Annotated in this window: 13 protein-coding genes and 2 pseudogenes; 12 read left to right on the top strand and 3 right to left on the bottom strand. The window is 59.0% G+C overall.

Going from position 1 to position 19,614, the window contains the following annotated elements; genetic code table 11:
• The first annotated feature begins 373 nt into the window (after nt 1-373).
• The 4 genes from RIFP1SYM_RS01860 to RIFP1SYM_RS01845 are packed head-to-tail and all read left to right on the top strand — an operon-like array spanning nt 374 to nt 3,201.
• Entirely contained in the window at nt 374-1,147 is a 774-nt protein-coding gene (locus tag RIFP1SYM_RS01860; RefSeq protein ID WP_139042033.1) for a methyl-accepting chemotaxis protein, read from the top strand.
• Nucleotides 1,051-1,473, top strand: a complete 423-nt coding sequence (locus tag RIFP1SYM_RS01855; RefSeq protein ID WP_005958937.1) for a sensor histidine kinase — start codon at nt 1,051-1,053, stop codon at nt 1,471-1,473. Before RIFP1SYM_RS01860 ends, RIFP1SYM_RS01855 begins: the two co-directional genes overlap by 97 nt.
• A gap of 11 nt (nt 1,474-1,484) precedes the next feature.
• Nucleotides 1,485-1,847 carry an ATP-binding protein gene (locus RIFP1SYM_RS01850; RefSeq protein WP_005958936.1) on the top strand — a complete coding sequence of 121 codons (363 nt, stop codon included), beginning with the start codon at nt 1,485-1,487 and terminating at the stop codon, nt 1,845-1,847.
• The gene (locus tag RIFP1SYM_RS01845) at nt 1,840-3,201 is read left to right on the top strand and encodes a sigma-54-dependent transcriptional regulator (protein ID WP_005958935.1); all 1,362 of its coding nucleotides are present in this window, start codon (nt 1,840-1,842) and stop codon (nt 3,199-3,201) included. Before RIFP1SYM_RS01850 ends, RIFP1SYM_RS01845 begins: the two co-directional genes overlap by 8 nt.
• Nucleotides 3,202-3,258: 57 nt before the next feature.
• On the opposite strand, the gene nadA is transcribed toward RIFP1SYM_RS01845, so the two are convergent.
• The gene (gene nadA / locus RIFP1SYM_RS01840) at nt 3,259-4,335 is read right to left on the bottom strand and encodes a quinolinate synthase NadA (RefSeq protein ID WP_420855209.1); all 1,077 of its coding nucleotides are present in this window, start codon (nt 4,333-4,335) and stop codon (nt 3,259-3,261) included.
• A gap of 20 nt (nt 4,336-4,355) precedes the next feature.
• Nucleotides 4,356-5,036 (bottom strand): NUDIX hydrolase, encoded by a 681-nt coding sequence (locus tag RIFP1SYM_RS01835; protein WP_005958933.1) that lies wholly within the window; start codon nt 5,034-5,036, stop codon nt 4,356-4,358.
• Between the two features lie 192 nt (nt 5,037-5,228).
• Between RIFP1SYM_RS01835 and RIFP1SYM_RS01830 the strand changes: the two genes are divergently transcribed.
• Both RIFP1SYM_RS01830 and RIFP1SYM_RS01825 read left to right on the top strand, forming a co-directional pair.
• Nucleotides 5,229-6,089 carry an HDOD domain-containing protein gene (locus RIFP1SYM_RS01830; protein ID WP_006473636.1) on the top strand — a complete coding sequence of 287 codons (861 nt, stop codon included), beginning with the start codon at nt 5,229-5,231 and terminating at the stop codon, nt 6,087-6,089.
• Nucleotides 6,090-6,263: 174 nt separating this feature from the next.
• Nucleotides 6,264-7,445 (top strand): GGDEF domain-containing protein, encoded by a 1,182-nt coding sequence (locus RIFP1SYM_RS01825; protein WP_138921694.1) that lies wholly within the window; start codon nt 6,264-6,266, stop codon nt 7,443-7,445.
• 79 nt (nt 7,446-7,524) lie between these two features.
• On the opposite strand, the gene RIFP1SYM_RS01820 is transcribed toward RIFP1SYM_RS01825, so the two are convergent.
• Nucleotides 7,525-9,060 (bottom strand): dynamin family protein, encoded by a 1,536-nt coding sequence (locus tag RIFP1SYM_RS01820; protein WP_006473638.1) that lies wholly within the window; start codon nt 9,058-9,060, stop codon nt 7,525-7,527.
• 323 nt (nt 9,061-9,383) lie between these two features.
• On the opposite strand from RIFP1SYM_RS01820, the pseudogene RIFP1SYM_RS17285 reads away from it, so the two are divergent.
• From RIFP1SYM_RS17285 to RIFP1SYM_RS01775, 6 genes and pseudogenes are all read left to right on the top strand, one after another.
• Nucleotides 9,384-9,778: pseudogene (locus tag RIFP1SYM_RS17285) on the top strand (SCP-2 sterol transfer family protein).
• A gap of 142 nt (nt 9,779-9,920) precedes the next feature.
• Nucleotides 9,921-11,033: pseudogene (locus RIFP1SYM_RS01810) on the top strand (efflux RND transporter periplasmic adaptor subunit).
• Between the two features lie 113 nt (nt 11,034-11,146).
• On the top strand, nt 11,147-14,872 hold the full coding sequence (locus tag RIFP1SYM_RS01805; RefSeq protein ID WP_039959560.1) for an efflux RND transporter permease subunit: 3,726 nt from the start codon (nt 11,147-11,149) through the stop codon (nt 14,870-14,872).
• Between the two features lie 1,504 nt (nt 14,873-16,376).
• Complete coding sequence (locus RIFP1SYM_RS01785; protein ID WP_005958924.1) at nt 16,377-16,694, top strand: hypothetical protein; 318 nt, start codon at nt 16,377-16,379, stop codon at nt 16,692-16,694.
• A 1,446-nt stretch (nt 16,695-18,140) separates the two neighbouring features.
• Nucleotides 18,141-18,779 carry a ParA family protein gene (locus RIFP1SYM_RS01780; RefSeq protein ID WP_006473648.1) on the top strand — a complete coding sequence of 213 codons (639 nt, stop codon included), beginning with the start codon at nt 18,141-18,143 and terminating at the stop codon, nt 18,777-18,779.
• 85 nt (nt 18,780-18,864) lie between these two features.
• Nucleotides 18,865-19,443: a DUF302 domain-containing protein gene (locus tag RIFP1SYM_RS01775; RefSeq protein ID WP_005958921.1), complete on the top strand. Its 579-nt coding sequence runs from the start codon at nt 18,865-18,867 to the stop codon at nt 19,441-19,443.
• Nucleotides 19,444-19,614 lie beyond the last annotated feature (171 nt).

Below are 19,614 nucleotides of genomic sequence, written 5' to 3'. Positions count from 1 at the left end.
GCTCTGCTTGTCGGGGACTGGCGTCACTACCGCCTAGCGCTGAGAGCTTTTCGCGCATCGGCAGGTAGTCACCGGCGTGCTGCAGCGCTAGGGCGGAAAGAATACGCTTCAGTTCGGTGTTAAGTCGCTTCATGGTTGTCTCCCGTGTAAGTCAATTGTTGCTGATATAGCAACAGCCATGCCAGTTTTTTTGTCGGCAAGTGGTTGTTTCTTTAATGCATTTTCTGACTGCTGCGAGGCTTACTGTTGCTTGTTGCAACGCCTGTTTTGGTGGTTCCGTGAATATGTGGGAAATGCAGGGGATTCAGGAAGCTGATAGAGTTGTTGCAATATGTAACGCGGGGTTGTGTTTTGTGACAGCGGTTGGGCAAAGATGAGCAGTCTGCAGGGCAAGATCAGAGGCGCCTACATCGCCCTGGTGATGAGTACAGTGGTGCTCGCTATCATTGCCTTCTCCGATCTGCTGTTTCTGCAGCGGCAGGTGACAGAGGGTGAGATAGTCACGGCGCTCAACGATGCGATTCTTGAGATGCGCCGTGAAGAGAAGAATCTGTTCCTCTATGCCGGTGAACGGGCGCTGGCCGATACCGACCGTCAGGCGCTGCGTGCGCAGCAGATCCTGCAGCGTGAGGGGGCTGCGTTGCGTGAGAGCATTGGCCAGGATGAGCAGGCGCAGATGCGCCAGGCGTTACAGGTCTATCGTGAGCATCTGCGTCAGTGGCAGTCGGTAGCGGCTGAGCGGCGGGATGCGCTACATCAGGATCTGCGTCGCCTCGGCCGTCAGCTCTATCTGGTGGTCGAGTCTGCTTCCACGCGCGAGCGGCACCTGCTGACGGCGGTAATTCAGGAGTCGCAATGGTTTCTTTTCATCTTTCTGGTGTTGATCGGCCTGTCGATATTTATTGTCGGACGCAAGCTCAGGCGTGCCGTGGTCAACCCGCTTCGGCAGCTGGAGTCGGGGTTGGCATTGATCGCTGAGGGGCGTTTCGACCGGCTCGACACCCCCTCCGGCGACCGCGAGTTCATTGCTTTCACTGAGGCATTAACCGCATGCTCAAAGAGCTGGAGGTCCGCCGCCGACGTCTGCTGCAGTCGGAGAAGCTCGCCTCCCTGGGGGTTCTCTCCGCCGGTATCGCCCATGAGTTGAACAACCCGCTCTCCAATATCTCCTCCTCCTGCCAGCTGCTGATGGAGGAGTTGGAGGAGGCGGAGCCTGCACAGCTTCAGGGATGGTTGCGCCAGATCGACAGTGAAACCGAGCGCGGTCGAAAAATTGTGCGCAGCATGCTCGACTTTGGTGATCAGCGGCTGTTCCGCAAGCAGCGGCTGAAGTTGCTCGATCTGATCGAGGAGACTCGCATCATCATCGACAACATGCTGCGTCAGCATCGCGCCCATCTCAGCGTCAATGTCCCCGCCGAGCTCACCCTGGAGGCCGACAACAGCGCCTGCAGCAGCTCTTCATCAATCTGATCCAGAATGCCTTGCATGCCACCGGAGAGGGGGCCCGACTGCGCATCAGCGCAGTGCTCTGCGAGCGTGGTGTGGCGATGATCCCGGTGGGGGCGGAGGTGGCCGGCAACCTAAAGTGCATCACCAATGAGCAGGGGCGCTTTGTCGAGATCCTGGTGGCTGATGATGGTCCTGGGATACCGGCCGAGCACCTTGGGCGGGTCCTCGACCCCTTCTTTACAACCGGCGAGCCAGGGCAGGGTGTCGGCCTTGGATTGTTCATCGTGCAGGAGATTGTACGTGAGCACGATGGCTGTCTTGCCATCACCTCCCGTGAGGGGGAAGGGACACAGGTGATCCTGCTGCTGCCGGGGGAGGTATCGGCCGATGAGTGAGGCGGCGCGTATCCTGATCGTCGATGATGAGGTGGCGGCGGTGGAGAATTTGGCCCATGTCTGTCGTAAGGCGGGACACGAGGTGACCACACGTACCAGCAGCAGTGCCGCGTTTGAGCTGCTGGAGAGCCAAGAGTTCGATCTGGTGCTGAGCGACCTGCGTATGGAACGGGTCGATGGCATGGCGATCCTGCGGCGAGTCAAAGAGTTACAGCCGGAAACGGCGGTGGTATTGATTACTGGTTATGCCACGCTCGATTCGGCGGTGGCAGCGATGAAGGCGGGGGCCTTCCACTACATTGCCAAGCCATTTCGCTTGGACGAGGTGCGCGAGGTGGTGCGTACTGCCCTGGAGCTGGTGCGGCTGAAACGTGAGAACCGCCAGCTCAAGAGGCAGTTAAACCAAGAGCAGGCTGGTCCCACCATTATTACCCAGGATGCCGGTATGCTGCGCCTGCTGGATACTGCCCGGCAGGTTGCTGCCACCGATACCACGGTGCTAATCGGGGGAGAGAGCGGTACCGGTAAGGAGTTGCTGGCGCGCTATATCCATGGCCACAGTGGGCGGCGTGAAGGCTGTTTTCAGGCGCTCAACTGCGGTGCTTTGCAGGAGGAGCTGCTGGCCAATGAGCTGTTCGGTCACGAAAAGGGCGCCTATACCGGGGCCAGTGAGGCGCGTCCGGGACTGATTGAGAGTGCCCAGGGTGGTACCTTGTTTCTCGATGAGATCGCCGAGATGTCATCGGCGATGCAGATCAAACTGCTGCGGGTGATCCAGGAACGGGAGCTGGTACGGCTGGGGGCGAGCCACCCGATTGCGGTGGACATCCGGCTGATCGCTGCCAGTCACCGGGATCTGCGAGCTGAGGTTGCCGCTGGACGGTTTCGTCAGGATCTCTACTACCGGCTCGACGTAGTTGGCCTGCAGTTGCCGCCGCTGGCGCAGCGCCGTGACGATATCCCGCTGCTGGCCTTCTACTTTCTACGCAAATATGTAGCGCGCATGGGGCGCCATGTGGAAGAGATCGAACCGGCGGCGATGGCTGCGTTGCAGGCCTACGACTATCCGGGCAACATCCGTGAACTGGAGAACATCATCGAGCGCGGTGTGGCGTTGGCACACGGCAGTGAACTAACCGACGCCAGCCTGCCGCCGAGCCTCACCGAGCGGACGATGCAGGTGGTGCGGGAAGAGGCCGGGCGTCTACCCACTCTGGCGGAGCGCGAGACCGACTACATTCGTTATGTGCTGGAACGCAGCGGTGGAAACCGTACCCGTGCGGCACAGATCCTCGGTATCGACCGGGTCTCGCTGTGGCGCAAGCTGAAGAAGTACGGCATGGATGAGGGCTGATACACCCTTTCGCCGTCGCGGCTGTCGCCCCATCACTGCTGGAGTGATGGGGGGCGATCAGGCGTTGCCCTTGTTTTGCATACCGATGCCGTGGGTTTTGGCGAAGTCGAGCATACGCTGGATCGGTTTCACCGCCCGCTCCCGTACGGCCGGATCGATCTCAATGGCGTTCTCACCACTGCGCAACACCTGCGCTAGATTCTGCAGTGAGTTCATCCCCATCCAGGGACAGTGGGCGCAACTGACACAGGTCGCGCCCTCGCCGGCGGTGGGGGCCTCGATCAGTACCTTGTCCGGCGCCATCTGCTGCATCTTGTAGAAGATGCCGCCGTCGGTAGCGACGATGAACTCCCTGTTCTTCATCTCTTTGACCGCCTTGATCAGCGCGGTAGTAGAGCCGATCACATCGGCTTGATCGACGATGTTCTGCGGTGACTCCGGGTGTACCAGTACCGCTGCATTGGGGTGCAGGCGGCGGGTTCGTTCTAGCGCCACCGATTTGAACTCCTCGTGGACCACGCAGGAGCCAGGCCAGAAGATCATCTCCGCACCGCTGATATGCTGCACATAGTGGCCCAGGTGGCGGTCTGGCGCCCACAGAATCTTTTCGCCACGCTCGGCCAGATGCTGCACGATGGGCAGGGCGATGCCGGAGGTGACCACCCAGTCGGAGCGCGCCTTTACCTCGACACTGGTGTTGGCATAGACCACTACGGTGTGGTCAGGGTACTGGTCGCAGAAAGCGCTGAACTGATCCGCCGGACAGCCCTCGTCGAGGGAGCAGGTGGCCGCCAGGTCGGGCATGATGACCTGCTTCTCCGGGTTGAGGATCTTCGAGGTCTCGCCCATGAATCGCACTCCGCAGACCACCAGGGTTTCGGCCTCCTGCTCGGCGCCGAAGCGGGCCATCTCCAGGGAGTCGGCGACACAGCCGCCAGTCTCCTCGGCCAGCGCCTGCAGATCGGCGTCGGTGTAGTAGTGGGCGACTAGTACCGCGTTGCGCTGTTTCAAAAGCGTCTTGATCTCTGTCTTGAGTGCCTCTTTCTCCGCAGCCGATAGCGCGGGCCACTGGGGATGGTCGGGGACCTTGATGGTGGGCAGGTCGACAGTGATGGATGGGGCGTTGGCGCTCATGTCAGGTCTCGGTGTTGGGTTCATTTGATGATCTCTACCCGCTTCGGGTTTTTTACCCGATAGACGCGGGCGGGGCGATGGTTGCCGGTGCGATGTTGCTCGCCGGTCTCCTCGATCTGGCCGAGGGCGAGCATGCGCTTGCGGAAGTTGCGTTTGTCCAGTCGGGTGCCGAGCAGGATCTCGTAGACCGATTGCAGCTGACTCAGGGTGAACTGCGCCTCCATGAACTGAAAGGCAATGGTGGAGTAGTCGAGCTTGGCGATCAGCCGCTGCTGGGCCAGGGCGATGATCTCTGCATGGTCGAAGGCCAGCGCTGGCAGGGTGTTGAGCGGGAACCAGTCGGTCGCTTTGGCATCGCTGGCGGCCTTGGGTGTGAGCCGGTCGGAGGGGGTCAGGGCATAGTAGGTGACGCTGATCACCCGTTCGCGCGGGTCCCGATCGGGCCTGCCGAAGGTGTAGAGCTGCTCCAGATAGATGCCACTGATGCCTGTCTCCTCCTCCAGTTCCCGCTTGGCGCAGTGCTCAAGATCTTCGTCGATCTCAAGAAAGCCGCCGGGCAGCGCCCACATGCCACTGTAGGGCGCATTGGCACGCTGGATCAGCAGTAGCTGCAGTTCCCCTTCGCGGATAGTGAACAGCACCACGTCGGTGGTGACTGCCGGGTGGGGGTGGCGGTAAGTGTAGGGTGCATTCTGGTACATGGGTCGGAGTGGGCGGTGTCTGGTGTGGCGCTATTTAGTGTGAAGTGTACACCAAGATAGTGTCATCAATACACCTGTCGGGATCGGGTATGAACTGGAGGGGTAAATAAGCGAATGTGGACGGGGTGCGGGTTAAAGGAACGGTTTGCCAGGCCGATCTTTATGGATGTCAAGATGAGTAGGGGAGTCTGGATGTCTGCACAGCTGATGGCGAAAGAGAGGGTGTTGCGGGTCAAGCATCTGCCGCCACTGTCGGCAACGGCGTCGCAGCTGCTGGAGCTGTTGCCGCGGGAGGATGTGGAGCTCAAGGAGCTGGCTGAGGTGATTGGGCAGGATCCGGGGTTGACCGGGCGTCTGCTGGGGCTCGCCAACTCGGCCTATTTTGCACTACCCAGCCCGGTGCTGACGGTGGAGGCGGCGATCATTCGGGTGCTGGGGCTGAAGATGGTGAAGAGCCTGGCGTTCAGTATCGTGCTGGCCGGTGCCTTCGATACCCATCAGTGTCCGGCTTTTCTGCTCGATCGTTACTGGTACAAATCACTGGCCACCGCTTTTTTGGCGCGTCGCCTGAGTGAGCTTGATAGCGGTGATGAGGTGACAGACCCGGATCGGGCCTACCTCTGTGGCCTGCTGTTGGATCTGGGGCAGTTGCTGCTGGCGCATGAGTTTCCACACGTCTATTCGCAGGTATTGAGTGAGGTGGAGCGGCGGCCGGAGCTCGATTCTGCACAGCTGGAGCGGCAGTCGTTGGGGATTACGGCACAGGATGCCGGCGTTTGGCTGGCTGACCGCTGGCACCTTCCAGCGGAGGTGGTGGCGGTTCTCGCCGGCTGTTCTGGTGTTAAGGAGGGGAGGCGCGTACCGGCAGAGACTCCCCTGGTGATGGCGGCTGAGGCCTTGGTGCTGATCTCAATGCGTGGTGAATCCTTTGCCAAGTTGGGCGACGGCCGGCCGTCTGGTTTGCCGGCAACAGAGCAACTGCAGCGGATGGATGAAGAGTTTGTGCAACAGCAGGATGCGATACAAGCGCTAGCGGGTCTGCTGGTGAGTTAGGGTGCCTCTGAATGAAGCTGGGTGAGCAGAATTGTGAGGCTGAATTTTCCGCTGCAAGGCGGAAATTGCAGGTAATAGCCGGACTATTGCCAAGATTTTCAACGCAGCAGCGGGAAATTTGGACCGCAAGGCTGCCATCCATGATTCATTCAGGGGCTCCTTAGAGGTAGTGTGGTGGATTTCTCCTTCAGTCAGGTATCAATGGATCTTCGCGAGCGGTTCTTCAACCTGCTCGATTCGCTATCGGCATTGCGTGCCCTATCGCGGATCGATATGGCGCGGCTGACCGAAGAGGAGCTGGTCGAGCAGGCGCTTGAACAGCTGGTGCGTTACCAGAACCTGGAAAGTTGCTCGGTGTTTTTCCTGGAACAGGGCGAGCTGCGCTGTGTTGCGGGAACCAGCATGTCGGAAATTCATACCAGGAGGGCCGGGATCCAGATGCATGTCAGTCGCGGCTCGTCACAGATGCATTTCGGGCTGGGGGAGGGGATCATCGGCATCGCAGCCCAGACCGGGGACCTGCAATATTGCAACGATTGTCAGCAGAGCCCTGCCTACAAACCCTTTCCCGATGAAGAGGTAGGGCGGCCGGGGTCACTGGTCTGTGTGCCGATCAAGATGGGGGATCGGACTCTCGGTGTACTCAACGCCTCCCATCCGATGAACGATTATTTTGAGCCCTGGCAGCAACACACCATCAGCCTCTTCTGCAGCATGCTGGGACAGATGTTGCACAATCATCGGCTGCTGCATGACCTGGAGTATGTCGTGGATCAGCGCACCGTGGAGTTGCGTGCGGCGCTGCGGGAGGCGGAGCAGCTGCGACAACGCTATGAGCGGCTCGCTGCCATCGATGGGCTGACTGGCCTGCACAATCGGCGCTTCTTTTTCGATGAGGCGGGTAGGATGCTGGCCCAGGTGCTGCGCCACGATTTCGCCTGCAGTCTGCTGCTGCTCGATGTGGACTACTTCAAGCGGGTCAATGAAGAGTGGGGTTTTGCGGTGGGGGATCGCCTGCTCTGCCGTATCGCGGAGATCCTCAAGGCAGAGGCGCGTGGCGGTGATCTGGTGGCGCGGATTGGGGGAGAGGAGTTTGTGGTGCTGATGCCAGATTCCCAGTTGGAGGGTGCGCATCTGCTGGCACAGCGGATCCAGGAGCGTTTTGCGCTGATCGATCTTGGTGTGGAGATTGGCCGGCCCAACCTCAGCCTGAGTGTAGGGGTATCGATGTTGGATCGGCAGAAGAGCCGGCTGCGCTCACCGGCTGAATTGGTGGAACAGCTCTACACAGAGGCAAACCAGGCGCTCTACCAGTGCAAAAGCGAAGGTTGCAACTACAAGGCCTACTCTCTGTAACGCTCAGCAGGCGTAATCAGTTACTTGTGTCTCCGGCCGCGGCAGTGTCGGTTTGGAGGCACTGCCGCGGCTATTTTCTCTATGCGTTCTGCTCCTGAGCGGTCGCTATCTCCTCTGCTGGAGCAGTATCAGTGGAATCCTCCGGTGCTGCAGAATGGTGTGCGGTCTTCAGGCTGTTACCCGACGGATTGGTGAAGCGGTCGTTGAGGGTCTGCACATAGTTGTCAGTCGACTTGATCACCTCGGTCAGGCGGGCACGTGTGCGACGTCCCCAGCCTGCGGGAGCGCGCATGAGCATACTGCGCCAGGGTTTGGTGCTGCGCAGGAAGCTGCCGAGCGGGTTGCACAGCAGGCCGGCCGCTTCGCTCTGTTTGTGCAGGCTGGCAATCAGGCTCTTTGCTGCCAGTGAGCGGACACTGAAGTGGATCGCGCCGAACACCAGCAGCAGCGGGATCAGTAGCAGCCATGGGTTGAAGATCGGGTTGCCTGCCGCGTCGAGCAGCCAGGGCGGGGTGAAGCTGAAACCTTTCCAGTAATTGGCCTTGATGCTGAAGAAGAGCAGCAGTGCGAGCAGGCCTCCGATCAGCACGCCATCCCCCCAGAAGACTCGTTTGCGCCACCTCTTCAGGGTCTTGGCGACCAGCGGGATGCTGCGCTCCTCGATGTCGCGCGCGGTCTTTTCGAGGGCGCCGACGATGCGATAGGCGCGCTCGATCTCGACCTCCTCCATGCGGCCGTGGATATCTTTCAGGTCCTGGTCGCGTTTCTGCTCGTAACGTTCTCGCAGGGCAGTATCTTCGATCGGTATCGCCGCCTCTGGACTGTAGATGGTGTAGAAGCGTCCTGCGGTGAGGCCGCGCTCACCCAGGGCGCGTTGCCAGGCAGCGATTACGTCTTCCGGATTGTTCTCGCGGGCGGTGGTGTCGATCTGGTTGAGAATGTAGAGGAACTTGCCGGAGTCGGGGCGGTTGATAGTGTCGTCGATCAGGTGGTCGAGGGTGTCGCGCATGGCGCCCGGTTCCGGGTGACGCGCATCGAAGAAGACCAACACCAGATCCGACAGGCCGATGATATGGTCGGTGATGCGCAGGGTGGCGGTGCGTTGCGCATCGGCGTCAAAGCCGGGAGAGTCGATGACGATTTTGCCGCGCAGCTTGTCGCTGGGGCAGGTCTTGAGCTGCAGGTAGGCGTCGATGCGGGCGCCCTCGCCGGTGGCCACCTTCTCGATCTCATCGGACATCTGATAGAAGGGGAAGCGCGGGTCGGAGTCGAGCGCGACACCGGGCAGGGCGTGGCCGGTCTCCTCCCGGCTGTAGCAGATCACGGTGAATTTGTCGTCCACCGCCTGGTTGCCGGAGCGCTGGATCTTGTGGCCGATGTAGTGGTTGATGAAGGTCGATTTGCCCGCCGAAAAGGTGCCGAGAATCGAGATCAGCGGCCACCAGGGGATCTGCATGGAATAGGAGTTGTCGCCTTCGAGTAGGCCGAGTTTAAAGCCGATCTCGTCCAGGGTGCGGAAACTTTTGACCGTCTCCAGCAGGACGGGATTCTCCTGTTCAAGGTGGGTTTCCAGGTGTTGCAGGCGCGATTCGATAATCTTTCCGGCGGGGTGCATAGGGTGCTTTCTCCTCAACAAGGCCGATGATGTCGGGTGGTTGTTCGACGTTCCCTTAAAATTAGCGATTTCCACATACTAGCGCGAGCCAGATTTAGGTTACAGGGATAATTTGTCTCTGTGGATTGCATGCCAAGTTACAAGTCAAAGGGCGCGCGCGAAAAAAGTCGTATTTGTGCAGATGCTTAAATAGCCTTTATATCAGGGTGTCGGGCTGTCTGTTTTGTTGCATTGGTAATCGGCATCGGGGATACTTTCACGCCAAAATCACTCCAGTTCCTCTACTGTTTGCTGGAAAGCGCCTTGGATTTTGTGGAGATGGTATGGCTGATCTTTTTTCCGATGCATGGATGAAGGGTTTCATGGAGCACTGGAATGCCGAGCCAGAACTCTCCGACGCACTGGCCCAAATCGGTTTCAATAGTGTCATCGGCTATGGTTTTGTTGGCGATGCCCAGCCGCGTGGTGTGCTGTNGTGGATAATGGCAAGGCGACCTCTGCTGGGGAGTATGAGGGAGAGGCACTCAACTGGGACATCCGGGCTTCGGAAGCACAGTGGAAAAAGTGGTTGGCAAAGCCACCGGGCATGATGGGATTGGGCGTTGCTTTTACCTCTCGCAAGATGCGTTTTGAAGTGGGTGATTACGCCTCGATGCTCAAGGACCCACGCATGGCTGGTCCCTTCATCAAGAGTTTTTCGGTAATGGGGCGTGTCTGATAGCCTCTCCTCAGGCGGATCGCTGGCTCACTGCTGAGCCGAGGATTTGGCAGATTTCTCATAAAGATTCGGATATTTATACTCATCTAGGTTGCGCAGGATTATGGGTGACAGAATAAAAACGTTGGTTATTACTCTTAGCATGGCCTTGGCTGCGGCATCGGCAAGCACGCAGGCTCAGGAGTATGACGCCAGCAGCGGTGATCGCTTCGTGGTGCAGCAGGCGCAGGGCGTAACCCAGGTTTCTTTGGGCGGCACGGTGGTGCCCTATAAGGAGGTGACTCTGTCGGCGCAACTGCCTGGTCGGGTCAAATACCTGGCCGGTATCGAGGGCGATGCCTTCAAGTCGGATGATCTGCTGGTCGAACTGGATGACAGTGAGCTCTCGGCGAAGCGCCAGGCGGCACTGGCGCAATTGGCCAACGCCGATGCTCAGCTGCGTAATGCCGGGGTGCAATACTCCCGAGAACTTTGGTCGCCGAAGTCAAAAAATTCTCCTGGTGGCATGGGGGTGCCGAATCTGTTTGATCAGATGTTCACCCGTCAGATGGAGGATGTGATTGGCGAGCGTGATCGTGATGCAGAGCGCGGCGCCGATCTCTATGCCTCGCAGACCCGTATCCAGCAGGCGCAGAACACCATCCTGCGGGTCCAGTCAGAGATCCGGGCGATCGATGCCAAGCTGCGTGACGCCAAGAGTGTTGCGCCATTTGCTGGCGTTATCATGAAGAAGTTTATCGAGGTGGGTGACACGGTGCAGCCGGGGCAGCCGCTCCTCAAGTACGCGATGTGGAGTACCTGCAGATCGTTGTGGAGGTGCCCGGACGGCTGCGTCCCGGTCTAGCGAAGGATGATGCTGCGTGCCGAGCTGGATGTTGGCTCCCAGGAGATCCCGGTGAGGGTGGCGCAGATCTTCCCTATGGCCGACGCCCAGCGCCACACCGTCACCATCAAGTTTGACCTGCCGCAAGGGGTCTCGGCACCCGGCATGTACGCCAAGGTGCAGGTGCCGGACTTCAACGCGCCGACCCGCAGCAATCCGGTTATCCCCTCCAGCGCCATCCGCTACAACGGTAGCCTGCCCGGGGTCTACGTCATCGGCGAGGATGACAAGCCGATGTTGCGCCTGATCCGTGTCGGTGAGGAGCTGCCTGGTGGTTACACCATGGTGCTTTCCGGTCTGCGGGCGGGCGAGCAGGTGCTGCGTAACCCCGGTGTCGGTGTTAGTGCCGGCTGGACCCAGCCACAGCGCTAGTTAGCAGCTATCCAAACAGAGGCAGGTGGGTGATGATCAAATTCCCGCGCCTTTTCTTTCGCTATTCGTAAGGGGACCCAGCCCCTTCTGTTGCAGAGGCTTTGCGAGCGAATATGAGCCAGAACGACGACCACAACGATCAGCTCCACTCGATGGATCCCGATTACGAGGCCCACCTGGGCATAGCCGGCAGGACCGCTCGGTTCTTCATCGAGTCGCCGCTGTCGCCGCTCTTCTTCATCGCGATGATGATGATGGGGCTGATGGGCCTAATGCTGACTCCGCGCCAGGAGGATCCTCAGATCTCGGTGCCGATGGTCGACATCTTCGTCCAGTATCCGGGGGCGGCGGCGGAGCAGGTCTCCAGCCTGGCGATCGAGCCGCTGGAACGGATCATGTCGGAGATCCCGCGGGTCAAGCATGTCTACTCTGCCGCTCAGCGTGGTGGCGGTGTGGTCACCATCGAGTTCGAGGTGGGCGAGGAGATGGGGGCCTCGCTGGTCAAGGTGAATGACAAGCTCGACTCCAACATGGACAAGATTCCGCCGGGGGTGATGCCACCGCTGGTGAAGGCCAAGGGTATCGACGATGTGCCGGTGGTCAATCTGACTCTCTGGTCGAAGGATATGGATGGGGATTCAGTCCCCGATGTGGACGATGGCCAGCTACGCATGCTGGCCCACGATGTGCTGCAATCGATCAAGCAGCTGCCCGACACCGGTAGCGGTTTTGTGGTGGGTGGTCGGCGTGAACAGATGACCGTCGAGGTCTATCCGGAGCGTCTGTCGGGCTTCAACATCAGCATTGATCAGGTTGCCCAGACGATCAAGAAAAACAATATCGAGCTGCAGGCGGGCGGCATCGAAGGCGGTGATAGCCGGTTTAATGTGACTACCGGCGCCTTTCTGCGCTCTGCCGACGACATCAACCGTCTGATGGTCGGCATGCATAACGATGTGCCGGTCTATGTGCATGACNTAGCGCGGGTGACCCAGGGGCCGGAAGATGCCAAGCAGCTGGTGGCCTATTACACCGGCAAGGCCAGCAATCTCGATATCCGGGCCGATGGCGTCCCTGCAGTGACCATCGCGGTAGCCAAAAAAGAGGGCTCCAACGGCGTCACCGTGGCCAGTTCGATCATCTCCCGGGTCAACAAACTCAAAGGCACTCTGATCCCCAATAACGTCGCGGTCAGCATTACCCGGGATTATGGTAAGACCGCCGATGACAAGGTCAGCGATCTGATCTTCAAGCTGTTTGTGGCCACTGGCTTCGTCTTCCTGCTGGTGCTGGCGGCGTTTCGTGCCTTCCGTCCCGCTATAGTGGTGGTGCTGGTTATCCCGGTGGTGCTGCTGATGACCATCTTCAGCGCCTGGCTGATGGGCTACACCATCGATCGGGTGAGTCTGTTTGCCCTGATCTTCTCCATTGGCATCCTGGTGGATGACGCGATCGTGGTGGTGGAGAATATCTACCGGCGCTGGCTGGAGGAGGGCAAGACCGATGTAGCCACCGCGGTGGATGCGGTGCGTGAGGTGGGTAACCCAACCATCCTGGCCACCTTTACTGTTATCGCGGCGCTGCTGCCGATGGGATTTGTCTCCGGCATGATGGGGCCCTACATGGAGCCGATTCCGGCGCTGGGTTCGTCGGCGATGCTGATCTCGGTATTTGCTGCCTTTGTCTTCACTCCCTACCTCACCATGTCCCACTGGTTGCGCCCCTCGATGCGCTACCTGAAGACTGCCGGCGAGCGCGAGCACAAGGAGGCGGAGAGGTTGGAAAGGATGTTTCGTCGCGTCCTGGTGCCGATGATCGAGACTCCGAGAAAAGCGCGCTTGTTTCGGCTGGTGATGTGGGGGACGTTCCTGTTCGCCTGTTCGTTCTTCTACTTCAAGTGGGTGGCGGTGAAGATGCTGCCGTTGGACAACAAGCCCGAGTTTGCGGTGGTGCTCGACATGCCGGAAGGCACCGCGCTGCCGGTTACCGCGAACCTGGCGCACCGTATGGCGGAAGCGATCCGGGTCCATCCCGAGGTGATGGCGGTGCAGGTCTATGCGGGGACTGCACGCCCGTTCGATTTTAACGGAATGGTGCGTCACTACTACCTGCGACAGGATCCTTGGCAGGCCGAGGTTCAGGTGCAGCTGACGCATAAGGGCAAGCGTGCTGAGAGTAGCCACGATATTGCAGTGTATACACGGCGCCTGCTGACCGATATGACCGAGAAGCTGAAGCGGCAGAAGAGGATCCCGGCGGGTGTCAAATTCTCGGTGGTGGAGATGCCGCCAGGTCCGCCGGTGCTGCAGTCGGTGGTTGCAGAGGTCCACGGCCCAAACCAGGCGGTGCGCCACCAGGTGGCGAGTGAGTTGACCGAGATCTTCAGCCGCACCGAAAGTCTTAGGGACGTCGACAACTATATGCGCGATCCCTACAAATACTGGCGTTTCGAGGTGGATACTGAGAAGGCAGTGCGGCGCGGTATTTCGGTGGAGACGATCAATCGCAACCTGGCGATGGCGCTGGGCAGTGCGCCGGTGGGTGACGTCAAACAGCGCGCCGGGCATGAGCCGATCAATATCGTGATCCAGGTGCCCCTGGCAGAGCGTTCCGAGGTGACTCGTCTGGGCGATCTGCCGGTTCAGTCCGACAGCGGCATCACTGTGCCGTTGCGGGAGTTGGGGCAGTTTGTGCTGGTCACTGAAGAGCCGATTATCTATCATAAGGATCTGCGCGACGTGGAGTACGTGGTGGCAGAGGTCGGTGGCAAGTTGGCGGCGCCGGTCTACGGTATGTTCCAGGTGCAGGATCTGCTGAAAGAAGATGGCTACATCAGCCCCGACGGGGTGGCGCTCGAGAGCTTCTGGCTGGGGCCACCGAAGGATGACACCACCTCCGCCATCGAGTGGGCCGGCGAGTGGACAGTGACCTACGAGACCTTCCGCGACATGGGCGCAGCGTTCATGGTGGCGCTGGTGTTGATCTATGTACTGGTGGTCTGGGAGTTCGGTAACTTCCGCATCCCGGCGTTGATCATGGCGCCAATCCCGCTGACCCTGCTGGGCATCATTCCTGCCCACTTCGTGTTCTTCCACTTTGGTGCGGGCGGCGAGTTTACCGCCACCTCAATGATCGGCTGGATCGCCCTGGCGGGCATCATCGTGCGTAACTCGATCCTGCTGGTCGACTTCTCGATCCATCAGATCCAGCAGGGTGAACCGGTGGTGGAGGCGGTGATCCAGTCCTGCAAGACTCGCACCCGGCCTATCCTGATCACTGCCCTTGCGCTGGTGGCGGGTTCCTCTGTGATCTTTTTCGATCCGATCTTCCAGGGTATGGCAATCTCGCTGGCCTCAGGTGTGCTGGTCTCCACGGTGCTGACCCTGATCGTGATCCCACTGGGCTGCATCAAGGCGAGCAAGGATCTGGTGGAGGTTGCCGCGGCAACCTGTCCCGCCGGGGTGACCATGAAGAGCTATGAAGAGCTGATGCCGGGCGGTACGGCAGCAGCGATGAGTTCGGCGCAGCCAAAGCCGGTAGCCGATTCGACACCGCTCTGGATTGGGGTGTGGGGCAAGCTGATCACCATCGTGACCATGCTGTTCTATTTTGTTCGCGGCATCGTTCTGCTGTTGATGCAGCTATTCAGGAAAAAGCCATCCAGAGGGAAAGGCACGCCAGCAGCCGGCAATGCGTCGACCCCGCCCTCCTCTGGAAGCGGTGGGGCTGGCGGTGCAGATCGGGTTGTCGCTGGCTTGGCAGAGGCCGCCCCTGCGTCAGCCTTACGCCAACAGCAGCAGATGCTTCGGCCCGGGTGGAAGCGGAGCCGGCAAAGATAGTCGCGCAGGCTGATGCCGTTGACAAGGTTTCTGGGGCGACGAGGCAGGAGGGTGTCGCTAGCGAAGCGCCTGAGCCAGTTGCGGAAGCCGTGCAGCCAGATATGGCCGCAAGCGGGAAACCGGCGGCAGAAGCGGCACAGAGTGAACCGACGCCCAAAGTCCCGGCGAAGGCGCCGCCGAAGGCCAAAAAACGGCCATCGACTCTGAAAAAGAAAGTGGCGAAACCGAAAGCGGTCGAGGCCGTGACCAAGTCCGCTGTTGGCGTTAATTCAGCCGTTGCTCTGGAGGCGGGAACGCCCCGAGCAGGAGCGGTTCCGCTCCGGCTAAGAAAAAGGGCGGGCGTCGGGGCATTCGTTTGAAGAGCTGAGTCTGATGATGGTGGCGTCGCTTTGAAAGCTCTTCTGAATCGTCATCTGCTTAGCTTGGTGTTGGCTGTGGTCTGCCTGTTCGGTCAAGCCACTGTTATTGCAGGAGATCCCTATCAGGGCTATCGCTTTCGCCCACTGACTGATTCCCTCTGAACAGCGGCGGCAGGTGGTGCAAGAGCCTGCCGCTTTGCCGTGGCGCCCGAGTCTGGGTGAGACCAGAGACAAGAGGCGATCTGAGACGGCAAAGGGCTCACTCAGCGATGGCTCTGCTGCATTGGGCCTGCCGCGAGGCACCTATCGCCCAGTCGAGCGCTTTACGCAGGTTCCAGCCCAGGTCGGCAGCTATCAGTTTCGTCCGATTTCGTCGACAGAGGGGAAGCGCATAGATGCCCAGGGCAGGCCGCAACCACAAGATCGCGCAGCCGCCCTTCATAATCCCCCTCAGCGCTATCGCTTTCGTGGTGATCCGCTGCCTGAAAAGCGTAATAAACCTGCCCCCTTCAATTGGAAAGACCCCGATCAGCCAGCGGTTTCGCCCAGGTTTCGACCCGATAGTCGATTTCGCAAAGCAGGGCCCTTACAAAGTAGGGGGGCGGTTGCGCTATCTGGTCCCGCTCGAACTGAATCGTGTCTGCGAGCCGCCGCCGATGGGCTTCATATCAATCCTGTTGGTTATGCGATGATCTCTGAAAAACGGGAGANAATGAATAAGGGTAAAGGCTTGTATGCTGCTCTGGTGTGGCTGGCGTTGTCGTTCAGCGGCGCTCTTCAAGCGGGCTTCGCCTGCATTGAGTTTTCAGCGGAGATGGTCCAGCTTAATCCGGGCGGTGAAACCGTCAGCGGTAGGGTGTTGTGGGCAAGCGACACATGCGTACAGAGCTCAGGCAGGGTGGGGACACGATTGCGTTGATTGCTGATAGCGAATCGGGGAGCAATCTGCTGCTAAATCTTGAGCAGCGCACCTATCTGCTCCAGCAGGGGCGCCCAAACGTCGATGTAAAGTCTGGACGCGGTGAAGAAATCCCTGTGAAGAGGTAGAGGGCGCACTCTGTGAAAGGCTGGGTGAAGAGCAGCTCAATGGACGGCCAGCGAGCAAATGGCAGATCACCCTCGGCAGTGGGGAGGGTGCTCAGAAGGTGACCCAGTGGCTCGATAAACAGCGAGGCTTTCCGCTACGTACTCTCTCAGAAGGCGGGCAGCAGGCTGAGATGCGCCTGCTGGGCAGAGAGACCCTCGCAGGCCGGAGTGTGGAAAAGTGGCAGGTGAGTGTGAACCGCCCCGAGCAAGAGGTTGTTCGGACCACCCAATGGTATGATCCGGCGCTTTGTCTTGCCATTAAAGAGATTTTTCCGGGGGGTAGGGTGCGCGAGCTGAAACAGATCGAGCTTGGTGAGCAGTCGCCCGCTCTTTTTGTTGTGCCTGAGGGGTTCAAGCAGGTGGAGCTCCCCCGCTAGGGGGCTGATAAATAGGGCCTTGAAGGCGGAGTGACAGCTTCCCCGGTGGTTTTTTATCGGCTTGATTACCGTTAAACTGTGCGGCTAGTAATGGCGCGCCTGCTTGATCAGGCTGGCCGGCAATGCCTGCCCTGTCTGGCGCTTCCTCTTCCCATGTTGGGTCTTGTTCCCAGCAAAAATAGGTAGTTTGATGAAGACGGATAGACTTAAGCTGTTCTCTCTCGGCTCATTTTTCCTCATGTCTTTGCCGCTGATTGACGCAGAGGCCTATGTGCCAAACGGTGGCTTCTACTCGCCTTATGATTATCGTGCGTCGTTCTATCCGGAGCGTCAGAGGAGCCCTGATTATCCTCTGCCGCAGCCACGGGTTAGCTATCCGTTTCAATGGCAAGGCGTAACCCCGACACGTTTTCTTGAAGAGCTGCCACCGTTGTGGAGGGAGCGTTTTCGCCCCTATTCATCCGCTGGCGATCGCTATGGTAGACGTTATGTTCAGCCCGTCGACTACCGGGAGCCGGCGCCACGGATTCGATACTCTTTTCCTGCTCAGCCTCATCAGGCGTATGGATGGCGGCGTTCGAGGCCAGCGGTGGCGGATCGGTACCAGGGTTACACTGGACACATCTATCCGCCCTACTGGAATGCGTCAAGACAACCAGCGCCTCCTGCCTGGATGGCACATGAGTATGCCAACTATCGTTTCCGGCCGATGCGCCGGCAGTCTGGGCCGCAGCCGGTGCGCAACTGGGGCATGGTTGCACCGCGATCTACGGGCTACTCCCCGCAGTTTGCTGTGCCGCAGCAGGTTCAGATGCCGACCTTTCGGCCATCCCCTGATTACTACCAAGCAGCCCAGGTGCCAGATTATTCCAGGTTCAACCAGACGCGAATTCAGCACGGGTGGCAGCGACCTGGTCGTGAGTGGGCTGGAGCAGGCCCGGCTGCGAGCGGGCGCTATATCTATGGCTATTCAGCGCCTGCACGCTATGTATTTCGCCCTATGACGCAACCAGTTGCGCCGCAAAACAGGGCCAGTGGCTATCACAGAGCTATTCTGCCGGTGCTTATTCAAGATCCAACCCAGTCGCGTCGGCGCTTCAGGATAGGAGATCTGCCGCCTACAATCCTGCAGTGCAACCAGCTAATAATTGGAGGTTCGTGCCCCGTAATGAGAACAGGCCAGCGATGCAGCGGGGCTATCGTTTTCGGCCTGTCGGAATGACGCGCCAGGTGCCGGTTGCTGTGAGTGGTTGGCGAGGCGATTTTCGCAACAGGAACGAAGAGAACTATCGGCATGCTCAGCCTCAGGAGCTCTCCCCCAGTCGAGACGAATGGCCGATGTTGTCGAGCCTGCCGGACTGGCCGTCACGATGAAACGGATGATGATCCAATGCCGCGGCCTTTAGCTGCTTGGCGGGATGTCATATTGCAACGAGAGACGAACCTATGATCACGGTAGTCGGTAGTCTGAAGGGTGGTTCAGGAAAGAGTACCCTGACCTTTAATCTCGCTGTCTGGTTGGCAATGGCCGATACCGATGTGGTGTTGGTGGATTGCGATCCACAGGCGACTTTGACTGACGTGGTCGAAGTGCGTACCGAGGAGGGCTATGATCCGCGCATCAAGGTGCTCGATTCGAATGGCCTGGATGCAGCGCTGGCGGATGAACAGGGTGAGATGCTCATCGATGTGGGTACTGCCGATATCGAATCCTTGAAAAAAGCGTTGAAGATGGCCGACCGGGTGGTGATTCCGGTTCCCCCTTCGCAGGCCGATGTCTGGTCAACACAGCGTTTTATCCGCTTCGTTGAGGAGGCGCTAGGTGACCGGGAGATGCCTGAGTTAGTGGCATTTATTAATCGTGCGGACACCCACCGGGCGATCCGTGAGTCGGATGAGGCGGCCGCTGCTCTGATCTCCCTGCCTGGTATCGATTTCGTAAAGCAGCGTCTCTGCCAACGCACAGTCTTTCGGCGCTCCTTCAGTGAAGGGTTGGCGGTGTTCGAGCTCGACCCGCGCGGCAAAGCATCGCGGGAGTTCAATTCACTTACAGCAGCCCTCTATCCGCAGCATCTGCGGGCATAGGCATCAGCCGTTTATCAATAACCAATCGCAGCATGATAATCAGGCGTTCGCAGAAGCGTCTCTGTTTGCCAAAGAGGAGAGAGGTATGGGGATTATAAAAAATTTGTTGGCATTGATTGGCTTGGTTGCCATTCTTGCTGGCGGTGGGCTCTATATGAAATATAAGAATGTGGCCTCAGAGTTCGACCCGGGGGCGATTGACGCCTATGGGGATATGGTGCGGCAGCTGCTCGAAACGAAAAACGCAGCAGAGGCGACGATCTGGAAGCTCCCCGTTGAGGAAGGGCTCTCGGCTGATGAGGTTGAGGAGACCATGAAGTTCGTTGCAAACGAATACAATATGTCACATGTGGGTGAGCTGCCGCTCTCCAAGGATATCGAGGCGAAGAGTGGCAAGAAGTATCGCTATGTGAAGATCTTCCTCTTCTGTAACTCACTGACTGCAGCCAGAATGCTCGACTATTCAGATGCCTACTCTGCCTATCTGCCCTGTAGAATCACCCTGATAGAAGACGAGCAGGGAAAGCTCTGGCTGATTGCGCTCAATATGGATTTGATGATCTACGGTGGTAAACCGCTGCCTCCTGCGTTGAAAGAGGAGGCGATTCAGGTCAAGGAGTACATCCTCGATATCATGAAGCGTGGGGCGTCCGGAGAGTTCTGAGCCTGGCCGGAAAGGCCCAGTCAGCAGCTAAGTGGTTCGGTATCGCTTGTTGGTCTGGAAATCTCTGAATTAGAAGGCCTGCGACGATTATCGTCGCAGGTTTTTTTATGGGCTCGAGGGGGGGGGCAAACAGGCAGCCATAGTTGCAGCTGGCAGTGCTTGACGAGAAAC

Source organism: endosymbiont of Riftia pachyptila (vent Ph05) (genome assembly GCF_000224455.1).
Taxonomy (GTDB): domain Bacteria; phylum Pseudomonadota; class Gammaproteobacteria; order Chromatiales; family Chromatiaceae; genus Endoriftia; species Endoriftia persephonae.
The sequence above is the reverse complement of the archived record's forward strand: the minus strand, read 5'-3'. Positions and strand labels throughout refer to the sequence as shown.

Bases quoted from the DNA above. Each gene is read 5' to 3' on its own strand.
- RIFP1SYM_RS01860 (WP_139042033.1), top strand. From the start codon at position 374: ATGAGCAGTCTGCAGGGCAAGATCAGAGGCGCCTACATCGCCCTGGTG.
- RIFP1SYM_RS01855 (WP_005958937.1), top strand. From the start codon at position 1,051: ATGCTCAAAGAGCTGGAGGTCCGCCGCCGACGTCTGCTGCAGTCGGAG.
- RIFP1SYM_RS01845 (WP_005958935.1), top strand. From the start codon at position 1,840: ATGAGTGAGGCGGCGCGTATCCTGATCGTCGATGATGAGGTGGCGGCG.
- nadA (WP_420855209.1), bottom strand. From the start codon at position 4,335: ATGAGCGCCAACGCCCCATCCATCACTGTCGACCTGCCCACCATCAAG.
- RIFP1SYM_RS01835 (WP_005958933.1), bottom strand. From the start codon at position 5,036: ATGTACCAGAATGCACCCTACACTTACCGCCACCCCCACCCGGCAGTC.
- RIFP1SYM_RS01830 (WP_006473636.1), top strand. From the start codon at position 5,229: ATGTCTGCACAGCTGATGGCGAAAGAGAGGGTGTTGCGGGTCAAGCAT.
- RIFP1SYM_RS01820 (WP_006473638.1), bottom strand. From the start codon at position 9,060: ATGCACCCCGCCGGAAAGATTATCGAATCGCGCCTGCAACACCTGGAA.
- RIFP1SYM_RS01780 (WP_006473648.1), top strand. From the start codon at position 18,141: ATGATCACGGTAGTCGGTAGTCTGAAGGGTGGTTCAGGAAAGAGTACC.
- RIFP1SYM_RS01775 (WP_005958921.1), top strand. From the start codon at position 18,865: ATGGGGATTATAAAAAATTTGTTGGCATTGATTGGCTTGGTTGCCATT.